Genomic DNA, 21,455 nt, shown 5'->3' with positions numbered 1-21,455 from the left:
ACCGTCGGTCGGACCTGCGGGGCGTCGATCGGAGCCTCGAGCCGCGGGCGGTCGCGAGCACATTAGTTACTACACCCCCAGGCCGGGCCCTCGACCGCCTCGAGGACGTCGATGACCTCGTTCTCGACGGACTCGCCGTCGTCGCTCTCGACGACCTCCCGGACGTACATGTTGTGGATCGGTTCGTGGGTATCGGGGTTGAACCGGAACTGCCCGCGAGGACTGTCGAACTCCATCTCGACGAGGCTGTCGACCAGCTCGTCGGGATCGGTGCCGCCGGTCTCCTCGACGGCGTCGACGAACGCCTGCGCGGAGTCGTACCCCTGGCAAGCGTAGACGTTCGGCGATCCGCCGTGTAGCTGTTCGTAGTTCTCGACGAACGTTCGGTTTCGGTCTGTGTCATGCGTTGTCGTGTAGTGAAGCAGCGAGTACATCCCCAGCGCCGAGGCGCCCTGCGCGGGGAGCGTGTCGTTCGCCAGCAGGAATCCGCTTCCGGTCTGGGTCATCTCCTCGTCGAGGCCGAAGCTGCTGAAGGCGTTGACGTAGTTGACCGCGTCGCCGCCGGCGAAAAAGGAGTACACCGCCTCCGCCCCGGAGTCCTGGATGTCCCCGAGGTACGGCGAGAAGTCGTCGGTTCCCAGCGGCGCGCCCACCTCGTCGACGACCTCGCCGCCGAGCTCCTCGAAGGCCTCCTTGAAGAACTCCTTGGAGTTCTGGCCGAACGCGTAGTCGGCGTAGGCCAGACAGACGTTGTCGGCGATCTCGTCGTAGACGAACCGCGCCAGCGGCGCGCTCGTCTGCCAGTCGTTGAACGAGGTCCGGAAGTGGTACTCCGGACACCCCTCCGCCGTGATTCGGTAGTCGCCCGCGTTGGCGTTGAACCAGATCGCGCTCGATTCGGTTTCGATCGGCTGGATCATCGCCATCGCGACGGCGCTCGAGACGGGGCCGACGATGGCGTCGGCTCGCTCCTTGATCAGCAGCTCGCGGGTGACGTCGACGCCCTTGTTCGTGTCCGCTTCGGTGTCGCGCCGCACGAGTTCGACCTCCTCCCCGTTCACCTCCCCGTCCCGCTGGTCGAGGTACAGTTCGAAGCCGTCGACGATGCTCTCGCCGAGCAGCGCGTACGTCCCGGTGAACGGGAGCGCGAACCCGACGGTCAGCCCGTCCTCGCGACTGCCGAGACACCCGCCGAGCGCCGCCGTCCCACCGACGGCGGCGCCGCTCGCGAGGAGCTGCCGTCTCGAGACGGAGCCCCCGCTGGTGGTACTACTGTGGGATCTACCCACACCTTTGCCAGACATATGCAACCAGTGTCTTCCATGTCTATTTATAATTTACGTTGCGCGGCGAACATGAACGGGCTGGCGGCTCTACGATCGGGTGCGCGATGTCGACGGCGCCGGAGATTCCGTACCCGATCAACGGCCCGAACAGAAAAATTTCCCTACGTATCACGGGGGAGATGAACCGATAGGTATATAATTTAAAGCTATGATGAACTACTCGTACATGCAGCCGACCGTCCCAGAGGAGTATCTACCGGACGAATCGATCACCCCGGACTACGTTCATCCCACGCCGGAAGCTCACTACCCCCAGCGGATCAACGTCGCCGAAGAACTCGTCGACCGCCACGTTCAGGAGGGCCGCGGCGACAACGTCGCGATCTACTTCGAGGATCGAACGCTCACCTACGAGCAGCTCCAGGAGAAGGTCAATCGGATGGGGAACGCCCTCCGCGACCTCGGGGTCGAAGCCGGCGATCGCGTCGTCGCTCGCTTCCCGAACCGTCCGGAAGCGATCGTAACGTGTCTGGCCGTCCAGAAGATCGGTGGGGTCGCGCTGCCGTCGATGAAGCTGCTGCGGGCCAAGGAGCTCGACTACATCATCAACAACGCGGAGGCGACGGCCGTCGTCGTCTACGACGACCTCCTCGATGAGGTCGAGAACGCGCTCCCCGACCTCGAGACCGTCGAGGACGTTATCGTCGCCGAGCGCAACGGCGTCGATCACGACCACCACAGCTACGACGAGCTCCTCGAGGACGCCGACGACGAGCTCGAGGCCTACGAGACCGAACGCGACGACCTGGCGCTGATGCTGTACACCAGCGGGACGACGGGACGCCCGAAGGGCGCGATCCACAGCCACCGGAGCGTGCTCGCGACCGCGGACACGTACGCCCGGTACTGCCTCGAGCCCACCGAAGAGGACGTCTTCGGCGGGAACCCGCCGCTTCCGTTTGCGTACGGCTACGGCGACCTGGTCACGTTCCCGCTCCGGTTCGGCGCGAGCACGAGCCTCGTCGAGGACGCCAGCCCCGGCGACCTGCTCGAGGCCGTCGAGAACCACGGCGTCTCGGTGCTGTGTTCGATCCCGACCGGGTTCAACCAGATCCTCTCGAACTACCCCGAGGGACCCGAGGAGTACGACGTCTCCTCGCTCCGGGTGGGACTCAGCGCGGGCGAGCCGCTCACACCGACGACCTTCGAGAACTTCAAGGAGGAGTACGGCATCAACCTGCTCGACGGCATCGGGACGACCGAGATGCTCCACATCTTCGTCAGCCACCGCCACGACGGCGAGATCGACCCGACCGCCACCGGCTTCCCCGTCCCCGGCTACGAGTGCAAGATCATCGATCCTGACACCGGGGAGGAACTCGAGCGCGGCGAGGCCGGCCTGCTCGCCGTCCGCGGGCCGACGGGCGTCGAGTACTGGAACCGCCCCGACAAGCAGGAGGGGTCGACGACCGAGGACGGCTGGTCGATCCCCGGCGACATCTTCGTCCAGCGCGAGGACGGCCGCCTCGAGTACAAGTCCCGCAGCGACGACCTCATCATCTCGAGCGGGTACAACATCCCCGGCCCGGAGGTCGAAGCGGTCATCGAGGAACACGAGGCCGTCTCCGAGGTCGCCGTCGTCGGCAGCCCCCACGAGGAGCGCGGCGAGGTCGTGAAGGCGTTTACCGTGCTCTCGAACGGCACCGCGCCCGACGACGACCTCGTTACCGAGATCCAGACCCACGTCAAGAACACGCTCGCCCCGTACAAGTACCCCCGCAAGATCGAGTTCACGGAGTCGCTTCCGCGCACGGAAACCGGGAAGATCCGCCGGACCGAACTCCGGGAGCAGGAACACGGTCGCTGATCGGATCCATCCTGGGTCGACCCGCGAACGATACGTGACCCGGACGGGAGCCCGCTGTCCGTCCGCTTTCTGCCGTGTCGAAACATGTTCGGAGCAGGAGTTATCGTTCGCTCGAGCGAACCGTTTCGCATGTCCTCGAGTGATAGCCGAGCGACCGACGCCTGTACCCCGTGGGACAACTCCGAGTGTCGCGGGACGCCGTACTGTCCGCCGCGGTGTCCGCGGTTCGAGAGCAAGAGCGGCACTGCGCTTCTCGTTCGGCCCTGCGAAGCGGACGACGTGGACCCGCTCGCCCGGATGTACGACGACTTCGATCAGTACAGTCGGAGTATGGGGTTGCCGCCCAACGGCGTTTCGAAGATCGAACGCTGGCTGGACCGGCTGACGTCGACGGGGTGGAACCTCGTCGCGTTCGACGGGGACCGAGCCGTCGGCCATGTCGCGGTTGTCCCCGCCGAGTCGGTCGATCACAGATGGAAGTTCCTCGTCTACGTCCACCAAGAGTACCAGAACGAAGGCGTTGGCTCCGAACTGCTCAAACAGCTCGTCGCGTACGCCGACGAGCGCGACGGCGACGAACTCGCCCTGGAGGTGTCGACCGGGAACGAGCGCGCGATTACGGTGTACAAGAACGTCGGCTTCGAGGTGATCGAACGCGGGTTCTCCGAGCTGTCGATGGCGCTCGAGCTTCGGCAGCCGCTCACGCGGCGAGTGCGGCGACCGCCCGCGGAACGCGACTGAGTCACGAAACGCGACGCTTGCGTCCTCTCAACGCCAGTCTTTGCGTATACGGGTTCCGTAATCACCTCTCAGATACGGGCCGTGTATACGTCCGTTCTCTCGACTCGTCGGCTCGAAACCGTCGGCCGCCTTCGTCTCGGTGGATTACATCGGTACCTCCGTAAACGAGCGAGTAATCTATTTACAGAAATACTACTGTAATAATACCGCCGTCCACGCCGAACGGGGTGAGCACGTCCCCGTATACGAGTGCCGTATACGAGTTTCGGGAGCGAAAGAGCCCGCCCGCTCTCGAGTCGATAGCGACGGCCGAAAAGCGCGTTCGATGATCGTCCCGGCGTCAGGGACTCTCGTCGGTCCGGATCCGGAGATCCGATCGCGGTTTCGCGACGCAGGTCAGCGCGTACCCCTCTTCTTTCTCGCTGTCGGAGAGGAACATTCCCTCGGTCTGCTCGACCGCTCCGTCCTCGACGATCATCCCGCAGCAAACGCCACAAACGCCCATCCGACACTGGTACGGCGGCGTGAGTCCCGCCTCCTCCGCTGCCTCCAGAATCGGCTGGTTCTCCGGAATCTCGAGTGTCCGTCCCTCGTCGACGAACTCGACTGTGTAGGTCTCGACCATGCTCACTGATCGATCGACTTTTCGAAGACGTGCTCGACCGGTTCGAACTCGTTGGCCTCGTAGAACCCCTCCGAGTCGTCGTCGCCGTGGATCACGTCGACGCGGTAGAAGTCGATCTCGCGCTCGGACCGATCGAACCACTCGTGGACCGCGTCGAGCAACTGACTGCCGACTCCCTCGCCGCGGTGGTCCTCGTCGACGAAGTGACCGTTGATGTAGCCGTGGTCCTGCAGGCGGAAGATCGGATGGTTGCCCATGATCCGCGCCTCCAGTACGCCGACGAGGTCCCCGCTTTCCTCGTGTTCCGCCACGAAGACCGTCCCGTACTTCGAGTCGACGAGCTGGTTTTCGAAGTACTGGAGCCACCGGTCGTTGGCGCTCTCCTTGTGGCGGTACCGGTCGTCGTGCTTCGAGAGGTGGTCGGTAAAGCCGTGCCACAGTTCGAGGAGGTTCTCGCCGTCGTCGCTAGTCGCCTGTCGTACGTCGTACGTCATAGCTTACCATCTGGATCGGATTACTAAAAAAGGCACTGTTGTATATGTAATATATTTGTGCTATTTACGCGCGTGCGACGCGATACGGTCGTCGATGGGGTTCGGTTCGTTCGGTCGGGGTCCCGATCCGGCGCTCGAGGCGTATACGGGTTCCCCGGATCGAGGACGGGCGAGTCGGGACCGCTCGCAACCGGCGAGCGGAGTCCGAGTTCGCGACCGTCGCCGAAACGGCCGATATGATACACGAAGCGTATACAGAAAACAATTATAACCCTGGGCGGACAAGCGATAGATGGACGATTAGAGCCATGCCCTCAGAAAAACAGTTCAAACAAGAACTACAGAACGGGCGGATGATCGAATCGACGGAGGAGATGACCGACGGCTACAAGAAGGCCCTCAAGCAGATCCTCCTGGTGTCGGGCGATACCGAGTTGATGAGCGCGCCGGCGTACTACGACCAGTCGCTCAACGCGCCGTCGCTGGACGCCCGCGCGTCGTGTATCAGCGTGATCCAGGACGAACTCGGCCACGGCCACATCGCCTACCGGCTGCTCGAGGACCTGGGTGAAGATCGCGAGGAGCTGATCTACGAGCGCGAGCCCCACGAGTTCCGCAACACGTACGGGTTCGACCAGCACATCGACAACTTCGCCGAGCTGGTCTCCGCACACGGGATGTTCGACCGCGCGGGGATCGTCCTGCTCGGCGACATCCACGAGAATACCTCCTACGCGCCCTGGAAGCGCGCGCTGACGAAGGTCAGCAAGGAAGAGCAGTTCCACCTGCGCCACGGCGAGACGTGGATGCGCCGGCTCGCCAACAACGGCGAGAAGACCAAACGGCAGCTCCAGGAGGCCGTCGACTGGATGTTCCCGATCGGCGTCGAGTGGTTCGGGATGCCCGACGACAAGAAGAAACACGACGACCAGCTCGCGTACCGCATCAAGGGCAAGTCCAACGACGAGCTCCGCCAGGACTGGCTCTCGCGGACGATGCCGCTGATGGACGAGCTGGATCTCGACGTGCCCGCCCACTACGACGAGGACGCCGACGAGTACGTCCTCGAGTACGACTTCCCCGTCGCGTTCGACGCCGAGAACAAGGAGTGGCGCTTCGACGAACCGATCTCGTGGTCCGACACGATCGACCGCTGGCGAAATCGCGGTCCGGCCAACGAGAAGTACGTCGACCTGATCCAGTCCGGTACCGTCGAGGTCGAGGTCTAATGTCCAGCGCACAGCGAAACGGTACCGAACTGACGGCGGTCTCTCGAACCAGCGAGTTCGTCGAGGGACGCCGCGCCGATACGACGCCGTTCGAGCGAGAGCTGTGGGACGTCCTCGACGAGATCCCGGACCCGCACATCCCCGTGAGTCTGGTCGAGATGGCGATGATCTACGACGTCACGGAAGACGACGGCCACGTGACCGTCGAGATGTCGTTTCCCTGTATGGGGTGTCCGGCCTACGACATGATCCACAACGACGTTCGGAGCTGTCTCGCGCTCGTCGACGGCGTCGACGAGGTCGAGGTGGACGTCGTCTGGGATCCCGTCTGGTCGAAGGACATGCTCACGGAATCGGTTCGCGAAAAGATCCGCGAAGCGGGGATCAGCCTATGAAGTACGAAGTGTTCGCACGAATCAACCAGGGTGACGAGACCAAACACATCGGCAACGTCACCGCGGAGAGCGACAGACTGGCGAAGATGTACGCGTACAACACGTTCGACGAGGAGGACTGGGACATGCTCGCGGTCGTCCGACAGGACGACTACCTGCGAGTGAGCAACGACCCGAAACCGACCGCCGGGGTGAGCGCCGGTGAGTGACTGGCCCGAACCGGCGGTCGACTACGTTCAGGCGATCACCGATACGAAACTCGTCCTGGGCCACCGGTACGCCCAGTGGGCGCTCTCGGGACCCACCCTCGAGGACGACATCGGCGGCGCCAGCGCGGCTCAAGAGGAGATCGGTCACGTGCGCCAGCTCGCACGCAAGCTCGAGGCCCAGGGGCGGGACCTCGAGTGGGTCAACGGCCAGCGCGACTCCGACGAGTTCGCCAACGCCGCCTGCCTCGACGCGATCGAGGGCGACTGGACGGAGTACGTCGCCTCGGTCGCGCCCGCGGACCGGGCCGCGTGGTACCTGCTCGACGCGATCGATCGGGACGACCTCGAGGGCCTGATCACGAAGATGGGTGAGGACGAGTACTTCCACCTCGAGTACCACGACGCCCGCCTCGAGACGCTCGCCGAGGAGAATCCCGAGACGGTGCAGGCGACGCTCGAGCGGACGCTTCCGCAGGCGCTCGCGCTCATCGGGCCGGCGGCGTACGACGAGAGCGAGGACCCCCTCTACGAGGCCGGCTTCACCGACCGCCCGGTCTCGGAGATCAGAGCGGCCTTTGCCGACCACTACCGCGAGCTGTTCGCCGACACCGACGTCTCCCTCGAGGGCGTCGACTGGGACGCGCCCGCCGTCGACAACTGGGACGAGACCCGACGCCGGACCGGAACGGACGCGATCTCGACCGAAGACGTCGAACAGCTCCGCGGCGAGCGCAACGCCGAGTTCGCCCTGAGCTGATGATGACCGACCACGCCTCGGAGCCGGAGGTTACGTGTCCGTTCTGCGAGTCGGTCGACACGGAACGGGAGTCGGCGTTCGGGAGCGAGATCTCGAAGACCCAGTACTACTGTAACGGTTGCAACACCGTGTTCGAACGGATCAAGTACGACGGCGACAATCCAGACACCGGAAGATAACAGAGGTCGAAAAGCAGAGGCTAATCGCCCCAGTACTTCCGAGTATATCCAAATATATTCTACAAAACTGGACGAATAGAAACCTTCATGTGGAGGGAGCGTGATTGGGATACTGTATGGAACTCAAAGCGTTCGACGAGTTGGATCTAGAGTACTTCACGACGGAGGTCAACGACCACATCGGGGAACTGCGTCTCGACCGCCCGCCGGCAAACGCACACGACATCGAGGTCCTGCTGGACCTCCAGCGCGCGGTCGAATCGGTGCGCTTCGACGAGGACGTCCGCGCCGTCATCTTCGGAAGCTCGAACGAGAAGTTCTTCTCGACCGGGTTCGACATCCAGGAGCTCCAGGACAAGTCGGGCCGACAGGTCGGCTACGCGAGCCAGACGAGCAAGGAGATCATCATGAAGATGCGAACGACCGACACCATCTTCATCGCCGTCGTCAACGGCCACTGCATGGGCGGCGGCCTCGAGCTCGCACTCGCCTGTGACTTCCGGTACGTCGGCGACGACGAGAGCTACAACGTCGGCATGCCCGAGATCCACCTGGGCATGATCGCGGGCGAGGCCGGCACGCAGCTGCTTCCGCGCTACATCGACCGCTCCGAGGCGCTCCGGATGATGCTCACGGGCGACACGCTCACCCCCCAGGAGGCGACCGGTCGCGGCATCTTCGACGAGATCCACCCGCCGGAGGACGTCGAGGAGCAGGCCCGCGAGTTCGCCGCGCAGATCGTCGAAAAGCCAAGTGTCGCCGTCGGCAACAACAAGCTGGCCGTCAACGAGGGCCTCGAGATGCCGCTCTCGGACGCGCTGGCCCACGAGCGCGAGCTCCAGAACCGCCTGCTGGGCTCCGACGTCGCCGAGGAGGGCGTCGACGCCTTCCTCAACGACCGCGAGCCGGACTTCCTCGGCGTCGAACTCGGCGAGAAGGAGCCGGGCGACGAATAAGACTCGCCTCGAGACCGGGACTCCCGTAGCGTGGATCGAGACGGTCCGCTACGCGCGCCTCGAGTGTCTCTCCCATAGTTCATCCGTATTTTCGCAGACGGTTCTCGTCGAGAAGCGACAGCGACGGAAGACTACGGCGAGAGGGACAGTCCGGACGGATACGAGTCGACAGCGGGTCGGTACCGAGTCCGACCGCGGTCGTCCGTGCTCCGCTCGACGATCCCCAGTTCGGCGAGCCGGGCCAGATGCGCGGCCGCCTCGCCCGCGCCGAACTTCGCGTGGACGCCCTCCATCTCGCCGAACAGCTCGCGGGCGACCGGCCACGGGGTCAGCGACCTTGCGTCGGCCTCGACGATCGTTCGAAACGCCGCCGCGGCCCGGTCCCGGTGGTGGCGTCGCACTTCCGCGATACTCTCGTCGATCGCCACGCTCGTTCCGTGTCCCGGTTCGCCGCGTTCGTGGTCCGCGACGCGCTCGAGCGACGAGAGGTACGCGCCGAGGGGATCCTCGAGCCTGGTGTCGCTCCCGCCGACGTTCGGGGTGTACGTCGGCAGGAGGAGGTCGCCCAGAAGCACCGTTTCGTCGATCCGCAGCGAGACGTGGCCCTTCGTGTGGCCCGGCGTGTGGACGACCTCGAGCCCGGCGACGGCGTCACCGTCGTCCAGTCGGTTCACGGGTGCGGCGTCGGGAAGCGGCGACGGCGCGTCGCGCTCGATCACCGCCCGCCGAACCGACTCCGGGACGCCCCACCGCTCCAGGGTTCGCTCGTCCCGACGGAGACGGCGCGCTCGAGCGTCCGCGTAGTCGCCGATCAAGGGCGCGTCCTCGCGGTGAACGTGGACCGTCGCGTCGGCGCGGTCGGCGATGCGGTGTGCCAGTCCGGCGTGATCGGCGTGCCAGTGCGTGACAACGACGTGCTCGAGGCGATCGAGCCCGAGCGAGTCCTCGGTCCCGCGGCGGAGGTCGCGCCACGCCCGCTCGGACGGCGGTCCGGCGTCGACGAGGACGCCGCGGTTCGGAAGGAGGTACGCGCTGTTGGTCCCCTCCGGCGTGCCGCCGCCGACGGGGATGCGTTCGATCTCAGTCATCGCGTTTCGGACCGATGAGGTCGTCGAGTCCTAAGGCTTCCCATCGCTCCTCGAGGGCATCCTTGACGCTGTCGGAAAACGACGTCTCGAAGGTAACCTGCGGCGCGATGTACTCCTCGTCCCAGTGGGGGTCCCACGTCGCGTTGATGTACAGTCGGGACCCGGTTTCGCCGTCGCGTCGGTAGGTGGGCGTGGCCGCGCTCGGGGCGTTGGGCTCGCTGAAGATCCAGTCGTTTCCGGGGTGGGCTTTCACCCACATGTCGTCGATCGACCGCGCGAGGTTCGCCGGATCGGCGTTCTCGTCGAGCACGAGCACCTTGTCGAACAGGTCCGAGAACGAAAACAGCGTGTTCGCCAGCTGCCACTCGAATCCCGCGTAGAGGATCTCGCTCGAGACGATACAGAGCCCGAGTCGAGCCTCGACGGGCAGGCGGATCCACTCGACGGGCGAGACCCCCCAGTAGCCGTTCACGCGCCGGAAGAGCTGGGCCGCCTCGACGAGGCTCGCGAGGTGGAGGTCGTCGGTCAGGGGGCCCTCGAACGGCGCGAACGCGACGACGGGATCCTCGCGGGTCGCGACGCGATCGACGCTGACGTCGACGGTCGTCGTCTCGCAGGAGAGCTCCCAGGCCGCCGTCCTGTCGCTCGGATCGTCGCCGGTTCCGTCGACCGTCAGTCGACCGTCGATCAGTACGTTCGCCTCCGACGGGACGACCCGCGAGTCGACGGTCGCGAGCGGGACGTCGGCGATCCCCGTCGCCAGCCCGAGGACGTCGGGTACGGTTCGGTCCTGGGTCCACCCCTGGAACGCCGCCACGAGCGGTGCTGCCCCCACGCCGAGGGCGACGCTCGCGTCGGCTCGCTCCCCACACCAGTCGGCGAACGCGCTCGGTACCGCGAGGCGGAGCCGCGTGCTGCGCCGTTCGATCCCCCGGATCGGCGCCCAGCTGGTGTCGCCGTCCCGGGTCGCGATCGCGATCCCGAGCTCGATCAGCGGGCTGCCGTCGTCGGCCGTTGGCAGCCCGAGCCCGTACAGGTCGGTATCGGCAAGCCCCGTCGCCGCGGGCTCCCCGTCGGCCTCGAGGGCGGCCGTCGACGCTCGCGACCGCGAGAGCCGTTCGATCACCGCCTCGTACGAGCAGTCCGAACCGAACTCGAGTGCCTGGGCGATCCGCCGCCAGGGTCGGCGATCGAGGCTGGCTAACTGATCGGGGCCGCCGAAGACGCCGCTGGTAAAGTGCACCTCGCCGGGCGTGTTCTCGAACAGCACCGCGGGACAGTTGTGTCGGGCCGCCTCGGTCGCGATGGACGCGGCCATCCCGTCCCAGTGGACCCGTTCGTCGATCGACACCAGATCGTCGGTTCCCCGCAGCGTCTCGAGATGGTCATCGAGGGCGGTCATCGCTCGGACACCCCGGGGTCGACGAACGGCAGCTTCTCCGGGTCGACGCCGGCGGATTCGAGGATCTGCTGGGCCCGGTACTCGAATTCGATATCGCCGCCGTCCCCGGCCCCGACACCGTCGTCGTCACTGGTCGCGTCGATGTAGGCCTTTGCCGTCTTCGCCTTCGAGGTTCCGGTCTGGACGTCGCCCTTCTCGGTCGGGGTCTGGTAGATGTTCAGGGGCACCTTCGGCATCGTCTCGACGCCGAACTGGTGGAAGTCCTCGTCGGGGTCGGCGTGAAGCGCGAGCGCCTCGAGCACCTGGCGCTGGTCGAGCGGGTCGACGTCGGCATCGACGAAGATGAAGAAGTCGACGTGGAGCATCCCCCAGGTCGTGAAGATGAAGTTCGCGAGTTCGTGGAGGGCGCCGTCGTCGTCGGTCGGCGTCGCGATCGTGTACACCGTTCGCGGCGTCGACTTCCAGGGCGCACAGCGCTCGACCTCGAAGCCGGCGGTGCGAAGGCCGAGCGTCGCGTCGGGGCCGACGCAGCCGACCTCCATGGAGCTCGTCGAGTTCTCGGAGTAGCCGACCCCCGTCCCCTCGACGCAGAACGGAATGATCGGGTCCCGTTGGTGAGTGATCCCCGTGATCCGGAGCAGCGGCATCGACCGCCGCGGGCCGTGGACGTAGCCGAAGTAGTCGCCGAACGGCCCCTCGTCGCGGCGCTCGTTCGGAACGATCTCGCCCTCGACGACGAGTTCGGCCGTCGCCGGCACCTGGAGGTCGTTGGTCTCGCACTCGACGAGCTCGATCGGCTCGCCCTTCAGTCCGCCCGCGTACTCGGCCTCGTCCCGTCCGGTCGGGATCCACATGACGGAAGTGGCCTGGACCGCGGGTTCGGCGCCGACGGCGATCGCGACCGGCATCGGTTCGTCGCGCTGTTCGTACTTGTAGTAGTAGAGGTTCGGCGTCTGCTCGCCCGCGAGCAGGAGGACGCTGGCGGTCTCGCCGTCGTGGATCATCGAGCGATGGTACGACCAGTCGACCCACTCGGAGTCGGGGTCAGGAGCGACGAGCGTGTGCAGGTTCGAGTAGCGACCGCCGTCGCCCGCGTGGATGTACGGCCAGGGAAACTCCAGCAGGTCGACCTCGTCGCCGGTCGCGACGACGTCCTTGCAGGGGGCGTCGGCGGTCGGAACGGTCGTCGGCTCCCTCGGGTCGTTCAACCGCTCGATCACCGCCTCGTAGTACTCCTCGGCGGAGAGATCCGGCGGGAGCCCGAGGCCGAGCGCGATCCGATCCCAGGGGCGCCGCTGGCGACCCCGGTACGGATCGCCGACGAGCCGCGCCCCGTCGACCGACTCGAACAGGGGGATCCCGGCGTCTTCCGTGTTCGCGAGCATCGTGACCGCGCTGGCCTCGAGGTTCCAGGAAACCGGCTCCGAGATCCGGTGGAGGTCGCCCCTGGTCTCGAGGAGCTGGAGGTACTGCCGGAGGCTGTCCGCGGTCATGTGTCGTCGTACAGCTCGTCGGCCAGTTCGCTGCGTTCGGACTGGACCTTGAGATCGATGTACTCGCCGACGAGATCCGGGTACTGCTCCGAGAGGTAGTCGAGCATGATCGTCCGGCTGGCCTCGGAGACCGAGTCGTACTCGCCCGTCTCGGCGAGGTATCGCAGCAGCGTCTTGACCTCCTTCGATCGGGTGTTGATGACCGTCGACTGCTCCTCGACGGCGGCCATCGTCGACTCGAGCAGCTCCCGGTCGACGTCGTCGTCCTCGGTCTCGAGGACGTCGATGTACCACTCCTCCTCGGTGTTCTCGTGGGGCCCTTTGACCACCGTCAGTCGGTCCGGATCCGACAGGTTCTCCGGCTCGCGGTCGATCTTCGCGCGGACGTCGAAGATTTCCTTCGTGCGCTCGTCGCTGACCTGGAGCTGTATCTCCTCCCCCTCCGGGTCGTCCGGTAAGTTGCTTTCGGATGTCATGTATTTCCCTGTCATACCTACTACCACAGAATAGGGGATCCCACCACAAAAACTCTATTCAATGGACCCTTCGGCACGAGACTCTCTCGAGCGACGCGACCGCCGTCGACTGCAGCGCCCGGAACGGAGTTCCTTTCCGGAGCAGTAACGCACATCCGTCCCGGCGCCATCGGCGAGCGTATGAACGGGACCGACGAGGACGCGGTCTTCCTCGAGGACGTTACGGTCGGCGAGACGATTTCGTGCGGCTCGGTGACGGTTACCGAGGAGGAGATCACCGACTTCGCGGAGCGGTTCGATCCGCTGGCGATCCACACGGATCCGTCCGCGGCCGCCGAGAGCAGGTACGACGGGCTCATCGCGAGCGGGTACCACACGCTCTCGCTGTCGGTTCGGTTGCTCGTCGAGGCGGTTCGGAAGGAGCGAGCCGTGATCGCGGGGTTGGGAATCGACGACGTTCGCTGGCGCGAACCCGTCCGCCCCGGCGACACGCTCTCCGTGACGACGACGGTCACGGACGCGCGCGTCTCCGAGAGCGATCCCGGGACCGGGGTCATCGACGAGTCGATCGCGGTGACCAACCAGGACGGCGTCGAGGTGTTGACCCTCGAGAACCACGAACTGCTCGAGCGGCGGTCGCCGTAGCCCGAACGCGACCCGGCCGCGTCCTCGACCCCCCCGCGGCCCGAGACGAGGGTCGCGGTCGTCACGCCGCGGAGCGGTCGTCTCCGACCTCTCCGGCGACGAGTACCGGTCGTTCGGCGCTGAGAATCACGTCCTGGGTGACGCTTCCGAACAGGGCCTTTCCGGTCGGCGAGCGCTTCCGACCGGCGACACAGATCAGCGCCACGTCGTTCTCGGTCGCGTACTCGAGGATCTCCGCAGCGGGATCGCCGCTTCGCTCGCCGAAGGCCGTCTCGAACCCCGCCTCCCCGAGTCGATCCGCCGCGAGTCGCGCGGTCTTGAGCTGGTTGACCGACGCTCCCGAGGGGTTCTCCGAGAACACGTGCAGGATCGTTACCGTCAGCTCGTCGCTCGAGAACGGGAGTCCGACGAGCGTCTCGATCTGGCGTTCGACGTGCGACTCGTCGTCGTCGACGGCGAGCAGTGCGGTTGGCATACCAGCACATACTCGCGAACCGTGAAATAGCTAGGTGATCCCTCGCCGGCCGGGAACGCGAGGACCGGTGTCACCGTCGCTCCAGGAAGGCTCGAACGCCGTCCTCGTGTTCGGGCGTTCCGTACGCCAGCGACTGGGTCAGTAGCTCGTGATCGAGCGCCTCCTGCCAGTACCGCCCCATGTTCTCGTGGATCGCCCGCTTGGTCAGCCCGAGGGTCGCCGTCGGGCGCTCCCGAAGCGTCTCGAGCAGTTCCGCGACCGCCTCGTCGAGCTCGTCGTCCGGGACGGCCCTGTTGACGAGTCCGAGCTCCGCGGCCTCCTCGGCGGAGACGAACTCGGCGGTCAGCGCCAGTCGCTTGGCGTCCCGGAGCCCGATCAGCTGCGGGAGCAGGAAGGTCCCCCCGGTGTCGGGAACGAGCCCGACCCGGACGAACGCGCAGCTGAACGCGGCCGACTCCGCGGCGTAGGCGAAGTCGCTGACCGCAGTGACGGCCAGCCCGGCGCCGACGGCGTCGCCGTTTACCTTCGCGACGATCGGAACGGGCGAGGTGAGCGCGGCCTCGACGACCCGCCCCAGCGTCTCGGTCGTCCGGTCGTAGGATTCCTTGGGCGTCTCCTCGCGTTCGTCCATCGCCTCGAGGTCGCCGCCGGCGCTGAACGCCTCGCCCTCCCCCGTGAGGACGACCGCGTCGTACTCGTTCTCGTCGACGCCCTCGATGGCCGCCGCCAGCTCGCTGGCCTCGTCGGCCGTAAACGAGTTCAGCTGCTCCGGTCGGTCGAAGGTGACCCTCCGCACGCCGTTCTCGTCGTCGATGCGCATACGCTGGCGACAGCGTCGAGTACAATAACGATTCTTATCTTTCGTCCCGACGACCGACCTCGTCGCGGAATACGTCCCGATCCGCGAACCGCCGTTTAATTACCATCTACCCGAGTACTTTCGTGACAGCTCGGCTCTAGAGAGTATCGAGCGCGTATCTCGGTGCGGCGTCGCCGACGGCGACTCGACTCGGCTGAACGGGCCGCGGCGTCGGCTGTGAGACGTAGACGACACCGAAGTGAGAGTCTCCCCTTCTATCGGGGCGTCCGCTACAGCGTTCGCGATCGACGCCCAGGGAGAAAGCACCGATCGGCCCCTCATGGTACCCTCGAGCGCTCTTTCGACCGATACGCGGAGTGCGTTTACCGAATCACTCGATTCTCCTCCGCTCGGACGTATCTGAACTCGTATAACTATACTAGGATGGTAATTCGGACAGGGTCGCCGGCACCGGGCGCTGTCGAGACGGGTGCTCGAAAAACGCCGCGATCGAAACGACTGTCGACGCCTACTCGCGGAGCGCGTCCTCGCGCTCGGTGGCCTCGAGGGTCTCCGTCTCGAGGTCGGTGGCGACGACGGCAGGTTTGTAGGCCCCGCCCTCGAAGAGGTCGTGGTCGCTGACCGAGGACTCGACGAACCGCGTGAATGCGCGGCGGTCGGCGGGCAGTTCGCCGTAGACGACCTCCTCCTCGACGAGGTCGTAGACGGGAATCCGCGGCGTCAGGAGCGTGTTTTCGCCGACGACGCTGTTCTCGCCGACGACGAACCCCGAGGTCACCCGACAGCCCGCACCCAGCGAGACTCCGTCCTCGACGACGACGGGCGCCGACTCGACGGGTTCGAGGACGCCCCCGATCAGCGTGTTCGCGCCGAGTTTGACGTTCTCGCCGATCTGGGCGCAGGAGCCGACCGTGTCACAGGAGTCGACGAGGGTGCCGTCGCCGACGTGGGCGCCGACGTTGACGAAGCTCGGACTCATCATGATGCAGTCCGAGCCGAGGTAGGCGCCACGCCGGATCGTCGTCCCGTCGGGCGTGTTCCGCGTCCCGCGCTCGCCGAGATCCGCCGTCTCGCGCAGCGGGAGGACGTCGTAGTGGTCGACGCCGCCGTACTCGTAGGCCGCGTTCTCCCGCAGGCCGAAGTTCAGCAGGATCCCCCGCTTGACCCACTCGTTGGCCTCCCACTCGCCGCCCGACTTCTCGGCGGCACGGACCTCGCCGTCCTCGAGGGCCTCGAGAAAGGCCTCCAGGGTCGCGAGCTCGTCCTCGCCGGCCGACCCCGTGTCGACCTCGCCGTTTTGCTTGCGATCCCACAGCTCGCCGATCTCGCTCTCGAGCGCGCTCATTCGTCGATCACGTCCGCAAAGTCGTAGTTCCCCGCCTTCCGTCCTGCGATCCAGACCGCGGCGTCGACCGCGCCCGCGGCGAACACGCCGCGGTCTTCGGCCCGGTGGGTCAGGCGGACCTCCTCGTCGTTGCCCGCCAGCAGGATCTCGTGTTCGCCCGTCACGTCGCCCGCCCGGAGCGCGTGGACGCCGATCTCGCCGTCCTCGCGGGGGGCCTCGCCCTCGCGGCCGTGCGTGCGCCCCGCAAAGTCGCCGTTTTCCTCGATCTCGTCGAGCAGCCGGTTCGCGGTGCCACTGGGAGCGTCGCGTTTCCCGTTGTGGTGGGTCTCGACGAGTTCGACGTCGTACCCCGGGAGGTTCCGGACCGCCTGGCCGACGACGTTGACCAGTGCCTGGACCCCACGGGCGAAGTTCGGCGCGTGGAGGACCGGAACCTCGTCGCCGGCCTCCTCGAGGGCCGCGAGCCCGTCGTCGTCGAACCCGGTCGTCCCCGTGACGAAGGCGACGCCGGTCTCGGCGCAGGCCCGGGCGTAGTCTGCGGCCGACTCGGGTCCGGTGAAGTCGATCACGGCGTCGGGTTCGCGCTCCGCGAGCAGCGCGTCGAACCGCGCCGCGGCCTCGAGTTCGACCCCTTCGATGTCCCCGCCGTCGGGGTCGCGGTTGACCGCGAAGGCGACCTCGCAGTCCTCGCGGTCGGCGACGGCGGCGACGACCTCCCGTCCCATCCGCCCCGTCGCCCCGGTGACGCCGATCCCGACCGTCATGGCCCGGCCTCTGCGTCGGCGACCGCCGTCGGCTCGCCCTCGAGCTCGGCGAGGACGTCCTCGAGCATCGCTCGGTTCTCGTCGGTGAGGCGGGTCATCGGCGAGCGCATTCGCGCGGGACCGTAGCCGCGAATCTCCATCGCCTCCTTGACCGGGATCGGGTTGGTCTCGACGAACAGCGCCCGGAACAGCGGGCCGAGTTCGTGGTGCAGTTCGCGGGCTCGCTCGTAGTCGCCCTCGAGGGCGGCGCCGACCATCGCGCAGGTCCGTTCGGGTTCGACGTTCACCGAGACGCTGATCGTGCCAGTGCCGCCGACTGACAGGACGGGCAGGGTGAGCGCGTCGTCGCCCGAGAGGACCGCGAAGTCCTCGTCGCGCGTGCGTTCGACGACCTCGCCGATCTGGCCCAGGTCGCCGCTGGCGGCCTTGTAGCCCGCGATGTTCTCGTGGCTCGCCAGTTCGACGGCTGTGTCGGGTTCGATGTTCTGGCCGGTTCGCGAGGGGACGTTGTAGACGATCTGGGGGAGGTCGACGGCGTCGGCGATCGCCTCGTAGTGCTCGACGAACCCCTGCTGCTCGGGCTTGTTGTAGTACGGCGAGATCAGGAGCAAGCCGTCGGCGCCGGCGTCGGCCGAGCGCTCGGAGAGCTCCAGCGCCTCGCGAGTGTTGTTCGAGCCCGAGCCCGCGATGACGGGCACGTCGTCGACGGCGTCGATCACCGCCTCGACGACCTCGACGTGTTCGTCGTGGGTCAGCGTCGCCGATTCACCCGTCGAGCCGACGGGAACGAGTCCGTCGACGCCCGCCTCCTCGAGTCGCTGGGCGTCAGTTTGCAGTGTTTCGAAGTCGATTCCTTCGTCTTCGTCGAACGGCGTACACATCGCCGGGAAAACGCCGCTGAAGTCGATGTCGGATGTCATGTATCTGGGTTGTGGTGGCTGTGAGTTCGTCGAACGATCCATCGAACCGCACCGAACCGCGCCCGAAACGAGGTCGCTACGCTCGCCACGAGCACACCGTTCAGACGCGTTTTTTCGAGAAGAGAACCGCGCTCGCTCCGCTCACGGAAACCGGGTCGGCGACGCGAGCGGTGCGTGGCATACGCGAAACAGCGACGGGGACGGACTTATTGATTTCGCTCCCTCTCGTATTTGCGAACGCGCGGAGCGGGCGTCGGTTCGGGCGTCTCGAGTCGATCCCGTAGGCCGCGGCGGCTCTTGGGCCGCGACCCCGGCTGCGATTTCCGTGCGCCGTCTGTCGAATCCTCCCGCGAAATTTATACACCGCGACTCCCTAGATCGGGTTATGACAGACTTCGGACTGAAAGTGCGAATGTTCGTCGTCGGCTCGCTGCTGGCGGCGCTGTACCTGTTCGTCGGGGCCGTCGGCCTGGCGTTTCTGGGAACGGGCGCCTGGCCGATCGTCCTGGCGCTGCTGGTGACGTTCCCGTTCGTCCAGTACAAGATCGGCACCTGGAGCGCGACCCGCGGCGCCGAGGAGATGCCCGAGGAGGGGCAGTATGCCGATATTCACCGCATGACCGAGTCGCTCTCCCACGACATGGGGATCAAAAAGCCCAAGCTGATGGTCCAGGGGATGGGCGTGCCCAACGCCTTCGCGACCGGTCGGAAGGGCAACGGCGTCGTCGTCGTCAGCGAGGAGCTCATCCGGCTGCTCGACCACGACGAACTCGAGGGCGTCGTCGCCCACGAGCTGGCCCACATCAAGAACCGCGACGTCCTGATGATGACGCTCGGTAGCTCCGTCGGGATGATGGTCGGCTACGCCGTCTACTTCGTCTACGTGTTCGCCGGCGAGGACAACCCGGGGGGCTTCATCGTTGGCTGGATCCTCTCGATGGTCGCCCAGATGCTCGTCACGGTCCTCGTGATGGCCATCTCGCGGTACCGCGAGTACGTCGCCGACGACGACGCCCGCCAGTACATCGGCAGTGGCGATCCGCTGGCGCGGGCCCTCGAGAAGATCCAGAAGGGCGCCCAGAACCGCGAGTCGACCATCGACGAGGGCCAGGCCGCGCTCTGTATCTTCAACTCCGAGCGCGGGCTGCTCGAGACGGTGTTCGCTACTCACCCGCCGACCGAGAAACGCATCGCGAAGCTGCGCAGCTAACGCTCGACTCGCCCTCTCGGACGGCGTTCGAACCGTCGTCGCCGAACGACGCGACTTTTTAAGGATAGTCGACCCAAGATACTATATGACGGAGATTCACTCGGGACAGCGCGTCGCGGTCCTCGTCGACGCCCAGAACCTCTATCACACCGCACAGAGCCTCCACAGCCGAAACATCGACTACTCGTCGCTGCTCGAGAAGGCTGTCCAGGGCCGCCAGCTCACCCGCGCCATCGCCTACGTGATCCGGGCCGATTCGCCCGAGGAGGAGAGCTTCTTCGAGGCGCTGATCGACATCGGCTTCGAGACGAAGATCAAGGACATCAAGACGTTCGCCGACGGGTCGAAGAAGGCCGACTGGGACGTCGGGATGAGCCTGGACGCGGTGACGCTGGCGAACCACATCGACACGCTCGTGCTCTGTACGGGCGACGGCGACTTCTCGCGGCTCTGTTCGCACCTGCGCCACGAGGGGGTCCGCGTCGAGGTGATGGCCTTCGAGTCCTCGACCGCCGAGGAGCTCATCGCGGAGGCCGACTCGTTTCTCGACCTCGAGTCGCGCCACGAGACGTTCCTGCTCTAGACGCGCTCGTCGCGGGCGATATCGGCGAACAGCGCGCACGTACCGACCACCAGCGCCGACCCCGTCAGCGCGTAGCCGAGGAGGTCGGACTCGAGGACGGCGGGGCCGACGAAGGTCAGGCTGCTCACGGCGAGCAGCGCCAGTCCGAGGCCGACCTGCGTGAGATCCATTCGATCGTCCAGTCGCCAGCGAGCTATATAACGGTCCTGATGACAGTCGCGGCCCGCCGGCTGTCACCGGATCGAGACCGTCGTCGTCGGCAGGTCGAAGGGCTTTCGACCGCCCGCGGCGAACCCGGGCTATGAGCGATCCAGCCGACGGAAACGCGGGCCTGCCGGCGCTGCGGACGATCACCGACTACCAGTTCGGCGCCGGCGCGGGCGCGAGCCTCTTCCCGCCGACGGAGTCGCTGACGGTCAAACGCACCACCTCGGGTCGGCCCCAGCAGGTCCATTGCGCGAACGGCCGCCTCGTCTCGTTCGGGATCGACGGCCGGTTCACCCTGGGAATCGAGGGGGGGCGACGGCTCGACGCCGCGCTCGCCCACCCCGCCTACCGCGTCGTCGTCGACGACGAGAGCGAGCCGTTCGTTCGCGAGGAGAAGAACGTCTTCGCGAAGTTCGTCCTCGAGGCGGGCTCCGAGATCCGCCCGGGCGACGAGGTAGTCGTCGTCCATGAGCGCGGCGAGGTGCTCGCGGTCGGGACGGCCCGACTCGACGGCCCGGCGATGGGTGACTTCGAGACGGGGATGGCGGTGAGCGTCCGCGAGGGCGTTCCCGCGGAGCGCTGACCCTCGGCGACCGTCCGGACTCGAGCGCGGCGATCAGATCGGGTCGTCGGGATCGTGCTCGTCGGCTACTCGAGCGGCCTCGTCGGCGTACCGGTCCCGGAGTTCGGGGTCGTCGACGGCCTCGAGGTTGTCCGGCGAGACGTCCCTGGCCGCGGTGACGCTCCCCGCGTCGACGGCCTGCGCGGCGAGTTCCTTGCGGAAGAGGCGCTGTCCGTCGGGGGTGGCGTACTTGAGGATGATGAGGTCGCGGTTGTTGTATCCGCGCTCGACGAGCCACACGCGAACGTCGTCTCGCTCGGCTGGCATGGGAAGGCAAACGAGCGACGGACGGATACTCGTTGGCCCTGAGGGAGCGACCGCTTCGGATCCCGTCGGGCGCTCTCCGAACGACAAAGTAAAAGGTTGCGGGTGGCGACGTACCGGGTATGTTCGGAGGAGGCGGCGGCATGAACCCGCGCAAGATGGAACAGATGATGGAACAGATGGGGATCGACGTCGAGGACGTCGACGCCGAGGAGGTCGTCATCCGGACCGCGGAGTACGACCTCGTCTTCGACGACGCCGAGGTCACGAAGATGGACGCCCGCGGCCAGGAGACCTACCAGATCGTCGGCTCGCCCGAGGAGGTCGAGTCGGGTGCGGCGGGGGGCCGGGCCGGCGGCCGCGGGGGGGGGGCGGCGGGGGGCGGGCGCCCGCCCCCCGGCGG

General features: G+C 66.4%; 27 protein-coding genes. 13 read left to right on the top strand and 14 right to left on the bottom strand.

Annotated elements, in window-relative coordinates; all coding sequences use genetic code 11:
* Positions 1 to 62: 62 nt before the first annotated feature.
* A complete protein-coding gene (locus GWG54_RS10665) occupies positions 63 to 1,289 on the bottom strand; it encodes an ABC transporter substrate-binding protein (RefSeq protein ID WP_312854275.1) in 1,227 nt (408 codons plus the stop codon).
* Between the two features lie 205 nt (positions 1,290 to 1,494).
* On the opposite strand from GWG54_RS10665, the gene GWG54_RS10660 reads away from it, so the two are divergent.
* Positions 1,495 to 3,153, top strand: a complete 1,659-nt coding sequence (locus tag GWG54_RS10660) for an acyl-CoA synthetase (protein WP_209438393.1) — start codon at positions 1,495 to 1,497, stop codon at positions 3,151 to 3,153.
* A 129-nt stretch (positions 3,154 to 3,282) separates the two neighbouring features.
* Complete coding sequence (locus tag GWG54_RS10655; protein WP_167937753.1) at positions 3,283 to 3,894, top strand: GNAT family N-acetyltransferase; 612 nt, start codon at positions 3,283 to 3,285, stop codon at positions 3,892 to 3,894.
* Between the two features lie 340 nt (positions 3,895 to 4,234).
* Here GWG54_RS10655 and GWG54_RS10650 read toward each other — a convergent pair whose 3' ends face one another.
* On the bottom strand, positions 4,235 to 4,519 hold the full coding sequence (locus GWG54_RS10650; protein WP_167937752.1) for a 2Fe-2S iron-sulfur cluster-binding protein: 285 nt from the start codon (positions 4,517 to 4,519) through the stop codon (positions 4,235 to 4,237).
* Positions 4,520 to 4,521: 2 nt separating this feature from the next.
* Complete coding sequence (locus tag GWG54_RS10645; protein ID WP_167937751.1) at positions 4,522 to 5,013, bottom strand: GNAT family N-acetyltransferase; 492 nt, start codon at positions 5,011 to 5,013, stop codon at positions 4,522 to 4,524.
* Positions 5,014 to 5,321: 308 nt separating this feature from the next.
* On the opposite strand from GWG54_RS10645, the gene GWG54_RS10640 reads away from it, so the two are divergent.
* The 6 genes from GWG54_RS10640 to GWG54_RS10615 all read left to right on the top strand — a co-directional run bounded on the left by GWG54_RS10640 (position 5,322) and on the right by GWG54_RS10615 (position 8,738).
* A complete protein-coding gene (locus GWG54_RS10640; RefSeq protein ID WP_167937750.1) occupies positions 5,322 to 6,242 on the top strand; it encodes a Phenylacetic acid catabolic protein in 921 nt (306 codons plus the stop codon).
* Positions 6,242 to 6,637, top strand: coding sequence for a metal-sulfur cluster assembly factor (locus GWG54_RS10635; protein ID WP_167937749.1), 396 nt, complete (start codon positions 6,242 to 6,244; stop codon positions 6,635 to 6,637). The genes GWG54_RS10640 and GWG54_RS10635 overlap by 1 nt, the downstream gene beginning before the upstream one ends.
* Entirely contained in the window at positions 6,634 to 6,846 is a 213-nt protein-coding gene (locus GWG54_RS10630) for a phenylacetic acid degradation PaaB family protein (RefSeq protein WP_167937748.1), read from the top strand. Before GWG54_RS10635 ends, GWG54_RS10630 begins: the two co-directional genes overlap by 4 nt.
* Positions 6,839 to 7,603, top strand: coding sequence for a Phenylacetic acid catabolic protein (locus tag GWG54_RS10625; protein ID WP_167937747.1), 765 nt, complete (start codon positions 6,839 to 6,841; stop codon positions 7,601 to 7,603). Before GWG54_RS10630 ends, GWG54_RS10625 begins: the two co-directional genes overlap by 8 nt.
* The gene (locus tag GWG54_RS10620; RefSeq protein ID WP_008426954.1) at positions 7,603 to 7,782 is read left to right on the top strand and encodes a hypothetical protein; all 180 of its coding nucleotides are present in this window, start codon (positions 7,603 to 7,605) and stop codon (positions 7,780 to 7,782) included. Before GWG54_RS10625 ends, GWG54_RS10620 begins: the two co-directional genes overlap by 1 nt.
* Positions 7,783 to 7,898: 116 nt before the next feature.
* Complete coding sequence (locus GWG54_RS10615) at positions 7,899 to 8,738, top strand: enoyl-CoA hydratase/isomerase family protein (protein WP_008426955.1); 840 nt, start codon at positions 7,899 to 7,901, stop codon at positions 8,736 to 8,738.
* 131 nt (positions 8,739 to 8,869) lie between these two features.
* On the opposite strand, the gene GWG54_RS10610 is transcribed toward GWG54_RS10615, so the two are convergent.
* Genes GWG54_RS10610 through GWG54_RS10595 form a run of 4 tightly spaced genes read right to left on the bottom strand, consistent with a single transcriptional unit; the run spans position 8,870 to position 13,197 of the window.
* On the bottom strand, positions 8,870 to 9,826 hold the full coding sequence (locus tag GWG54_RS10610; RefSeq protein ID WP_167937746.1) for an MBL fold metallo-hydrolase: 957 nt from the start codon (positions 9,824 to 9,826) through the stop codon (positions 8,870 to 8,872).
* Positions 9,819 to 11,228 (bottom strand): UbiD family decarboxylase, encoded by a 1,410-nt coding sequence (locus tag GWG54_RS10605; RefSeq protein WP_167937745.1) that lies wholly within the window; start codon positions 11,226 to 11,228, stop codon positions 9,819 to 9,821. The genes GWG54_RS10610 and GWG54_RS10605 overlap by 8 nt, the downstream gene beginning before the upstream one ends.
* Entirely contained in the window at positions 11,225 to 12,721 is a 1,497-nt protein-coding gene (locus tag GWG54_RS10600; protein WP_167937744.1) for a UbiD family decarboxylase, read from the bottom strand. Before GWG54_RS10600 ends, GWG54_RS10605 begins: the two co-directional genes overlap by 4 nt.
* Positions 12,718 to 13,197 (bottom strand): hypothetical protein, encoded by a 480-nt coding sequence (locus GWG54_RS10595; protein WP_008426959.1) that lies wholly within the window; start codon positions 13,195 to 13,197, stop codon positions 12,718 to 12,720. Before GWG54_RS10595 ends, GWG54_RS10600 begins: the two co-directional genes overlap by 4 nt.
* A gap of 180 nt (positions 13,198 to 13,377) precedes the next feature.
* Here GWG54_RS10595 and GWG54_RS10590 point away from each other — a divergent pair, with 180 nt between their 5' ends.
* The gene (locus tag GWG54_RS10590; protein ID WP_167937743.1) at positions 13,378 to 13,842 is read left to right on the top strand and encodes a MaoC family dehydratase; all 465 of its coding nucleotides are present in this window, start codon (positions 13,378 to 13,380) and stop codon (positions 13,840 to 13,842) included.
* A gap of 61 nt (positions 13,843 to 13,903) precedes the next feature.
* Here the strand turns inward: GWG54_RS10590 and GWG54_RS10585 are convergent, their stop codons facing one another.
* From GWG54_RS10585 to dapA, 5 genes are all read right to left on the bottom strand, one after another.
* The gene (locus tag GWG54_RS10585; RefSeq protein ID WP_167937742.1) at positions 13,904 to 14,317 is read right to left on the bottom strand and encodes a universal stress protein; all 414 of its coding nucleotides are present in this window, start codon (positions 14,315 to 14,317) and stop codon (positions 13,904 to 13,906) included.
* Between the two features lie 70 nt (positions 14,318 to 14,387).
* The gene (locus GWG54_RS10580; protein ID WP_167937741.1) at positions 14,388 to 15,137 is read right to left on the bottom strand and encodes an enoyl-CoA hydratase/isomerase family protein; all 750 of its coding nucleotides are present in this window, start codon (positions 15,135 to 15,137) and stop codon (positions 14,388 to 14,390) included.
* Between the two features lie 508 nt (positions 15,138 to 15,645).
* Positions 15,646 to 16,482: a 2,3,4,5-tetrahydropyridine-2,6-dicarboxylate N-succinyltransferase gene (locus tag GWG54_RS10575; protein ID WP_167937740.1), complete on the bottom strand. Its 837-nt coding sequence runs from the start codon at positions 16,480 to 16,482 to the stop codon at positions 15,646 to 15,648.
* Positions 16,479 to 17,246, bottom strand: a complete 768-nt coding sequence (gene dapB / locus GWG54_RS10570; protein WP_167937739.1) for a 4-hydroxy-tetrahydrodipicolinate reductase — start codon at positions 17,244 to 17,246, stop codon at positions 16,479 to 16,481. Before dapB ends, GWG54_RS10575 begins: the two co-directional genes overlap by 4 nt.
* Complete coding sequence (gene dapA / locus GWG54_RS10565; RefSeq protein ID WP_167937738.1) at positions 17,243 to 18,166, bottom strand: 4-hydroxy-tetrahydrodipicolinate synthase; 924 nt, start codon at positions 18,164 to 18,166, stop codon at positions 17,243 to 17,245. The genes dapB and dapA overlap by 4 nt, the downstream gene beginning before the upstream one ends.
* 385 nt (positions 18,167 to 18,551) lie before the next feature.
* Here dapA and GWG54_RS10560 point away from each other — a divergent pair, with 385 nt between their 5' ends.
* Together GWG54_RS10560 and GWG54_RS10555 are read left to right on the top strand one after the other, a co-directional pair.
* Positions 18,552 to 19,376 carry a M48 family metallopeptidase gene (locus GWG54_RS10560; protein WP_167937737.1) on the top strand — a complete coding sequence of 275 codons (825 nt, stop codon included), beginning with the start codon at positions 18,552 to 18,554 and terminating at the stop codon, positions 19,374 to 19,376.
* Positions 19,377 to 19,461: 85 nt separating this feature from the next.
* Positions 19,462 to 19,959 (top strand): NYN domain-containing protein, encoded by a 498-nt coding sequence (locus GWG54_RS10555; RefSeq protein ID WP_167937736.1) that lies wholly within the window; start codon positions 19,462 to 19,464, stop codon positions 19,957 to 19,959.
* On the opposite strand, the gene GWG54_RS10550 is transcribed toward GWG54_RS10555, so the two are convergent.
* Positions 19,956 to 20,129 (bottom strand): hypothetical protein, encoded by a 174-nt coding sequence (locus GWG54_RS10550; protein ID WP_167937735.1) that lies wholly within the window; start codon positions 20,127 to 20,129, stop codon positions 19,956 to 19,958. The genes GWG54_RS10555 and GWG54_RS10550 overlap by 4 nt on opposite strands.
* Before the next feature lie 131 nt (positions 20,130 to 20,260).
* On the opposite strand from GWG54_RS10550, the gene GWG54_RS10545 reads away from it, so the two are divergent.
* On the top strand, positions 20,261 to 20,749 hold the full coding sequence (locus tag GWG54_RS10545; protein WP_167937734.1) for a PUA domain-containing protein: 489 nt from the start codon (positions 20,261 to 20,263) through the stop codon (positions 20,747 to 20,749).
* Between the two features lie 33 nt (positions 20,750 to 20,782).
* On the opposite strand, the gene GWG54_RS10540 is transcribed toward GWG54_RS10545, so the two are convergent.
* Positions 20,783 to 21,055, bottom strand: coding sequence for a hypothetical protein (locus GWG54_RS10540; protein WP_167937733.1), 273 nt, complete (start codon positions 21,053 to 21,055; stop codon positions 20,783 to 20,785).
* A gap of 119 nt (positions 21,056 to 21,174) precedes the next feature.
* Between GWG54_RS10540 and GWG54_RS10535 the strand changes: the two genes are divergently transcribed.
* Positions 21,175 to 21,455 (top strand): nascent polypeptide-associated complex protein (locus tag GWG54_RS10535; RefSeq protein ID WP_167937732.1); only part of this gene is annotated, 281 nt, incomplete at its 3' end.

It is taken from the genome of Natronococcus sp. JC468 (assembly GCF_012163165.1).
In the GTDB taxonomy this organism is placed as follows: domain Archaea; phylum Halobacteriota; class Halobacteria; order Halobacteriales; family Natrialbaceae; genus Natronococcus; species Natronococcus jeotgali.
The sequence above is the reverse complement of the archived record's forward strand: the minus strand, read 5'-3'. Positions and strand labels throughout refer to the sequence as shown.

Coding starts and splice junctions, on each gene's coding strand:
- GWG54_RS10610 (WP_167937746.1), bottom strand. CDS start 9,826: ATGACTGAGATCGAACGCATCCCCGTCGGCGGCGGCACGCCGGAGGGG.
- GWG54_RS10545 (WP_167937734.1), top strand. CDS start 20,261: ATGAGCGATCCAGCCGACGGAAACGCGGGCCTGCCGGCGCTGCGGACG.
- GWG54_RS10575 (WP_167937740.1), bottom strand. CDS start 16,482: ATGAGCGCGCTCGAGAGCGAGATCGGCGAGCTGTGGGATCGCAAGCAA.
- GWG54_RS10660 (WP_209438393.1), top strand. CDS start 1,495: ATGATGAACTACTCGTACATGCAGCCGACCGTCCCAGAGGAGTATCTA.
- dapB (WP_167937739.1), bottom strand. CDS start 17,246: ATGACGGTCGGGATCGGCGTCACCGGGGCGACGGGGCGGATGGGACGG.
- GWG54_RS10580 (WP_167937741.1), bottom strand. CDS start 15,137: ATGCGCATCGACGACGAGAACGGCGTGCGGAGGGTCACCTTCGACCGA.
- GWG54_RS10620 (WP_008426954.1), top strand. CDS start 7,603: ATGATGACCGACCACGCCTCGGAGCCGGAGGTTACGTGTCCGTTCTGC.
- GWG54_RS10640 (WP_167937750.1), top strand. CDS start 5,322: ATGCCCTCAGAAAAACAGTTCAAACAAGAACTACAGAACGGGCGGATG.
- GWG54_RS10605 (WP_167937745.1), bottom strand. CDS start 11,228: ATGACCGCCCTCGATGACCATCTCGAGACGCTGCGGGGAACCGACGAT.
- GWG54_RS10595 (WP_008426959.1), bottom strand. CDS start 13,197: ATGACATCCGAAAGCAACTTACCGGACGACCCGGAGGGGGAGGAGATA.
- GWG54_RS10600 (WP_167937744.1), bottom strand. CDS start 12,721: ATGACCGCGGACAGCCTCCGGCAGTACCTCCAGCTCCTCGAGACCAGG.
- GWG54_RS10560 (WP_167937737.1), top strand. CDS start 18,552: ATGACAGACTTCGGACTGAAAGTGCGAATGTTCGTCGTCGGCTCGCTG.
- GWG54_RS10615 (WP_008426955.1), top strand. CDS start 7,899: ATGGAACTCAAAGCGTTCGACGAGTTGGATCTAGAGTACTTCACGACG.
- dapA (WP_167937738.1), bottom strand. CDS start 18,166: ATGACATCCGACATCGACTTCAGCGGCGTTTTCCCGGCGATGTGTACG.
- GWG54_RS10630 (WP_167937748.1), top strand. CDS start 6,634: ATGAAGTACGAAGTGTTCGCACGAATCAACCAGGGTGACGAGACCAAA.
- GWG54_RS10645 (WP_167937751.1), bottom strand. CDS start 5,013: ATGACGTACGACGTACGACAGGCGACTAGCGACGACGGCGAGAACCTC.
- GWG54_RS10555 (WP_167937736.1), top strand. CDS start 19,462: ATGACGGAGATTCACTCGGGACAGCGCGTCGCGGTCCTCGTCGACGCC.
- GWG54_RS10590 (WP_167937743.1), top strand. CDS start 13,378: ATGAACGGGACCGACGAGGACGCGGTCTTCCTCGAGGACGTTACGGTC.
- GWG54_RS10655 (WP_167937753.1), top strand. CDS start 3,283: ATGTCCTCGAGTGATAGCCGAGCGACCGACGCCTGTACCCCGTGGGAC.
- GWG54_RS10585 (WP_167937742.1), bottom strand. CDS start 14,317: ATGCCAACCGCACTGCTCGCCGTCGACGACGACGAGTCGCACGTCGAA.
- GWG54_RS10635 (WP_167937749.1), top strand. CDS start 6,242: ATGTCCAGCGCACAGCGAAACGGTACCGAACTGACGGCGGTCTCTCGA.
- GWG54_RS10650 (WP_167937752.1), bottom strand. CDS start 4,519: ATGGTCGAGACCTACACAGTCGAGTTCGTCGACGAGGGACGGACACTC.
- GWG54_RS10540 (WP_167937733.1), bottom strand. CDS start 21,055: ATGCCAGCCGAGCGAGACGACGTTCGCGTGTGGCTCGTCGAGCGCGGA.
- GWG54_RS10550 (WP_167937735.1), bottom strand. CDS start 20,129: ATGGATCTCACGCAGGTCGGCCTCGGACTGGCGCTGCTCGCCGTGAGC.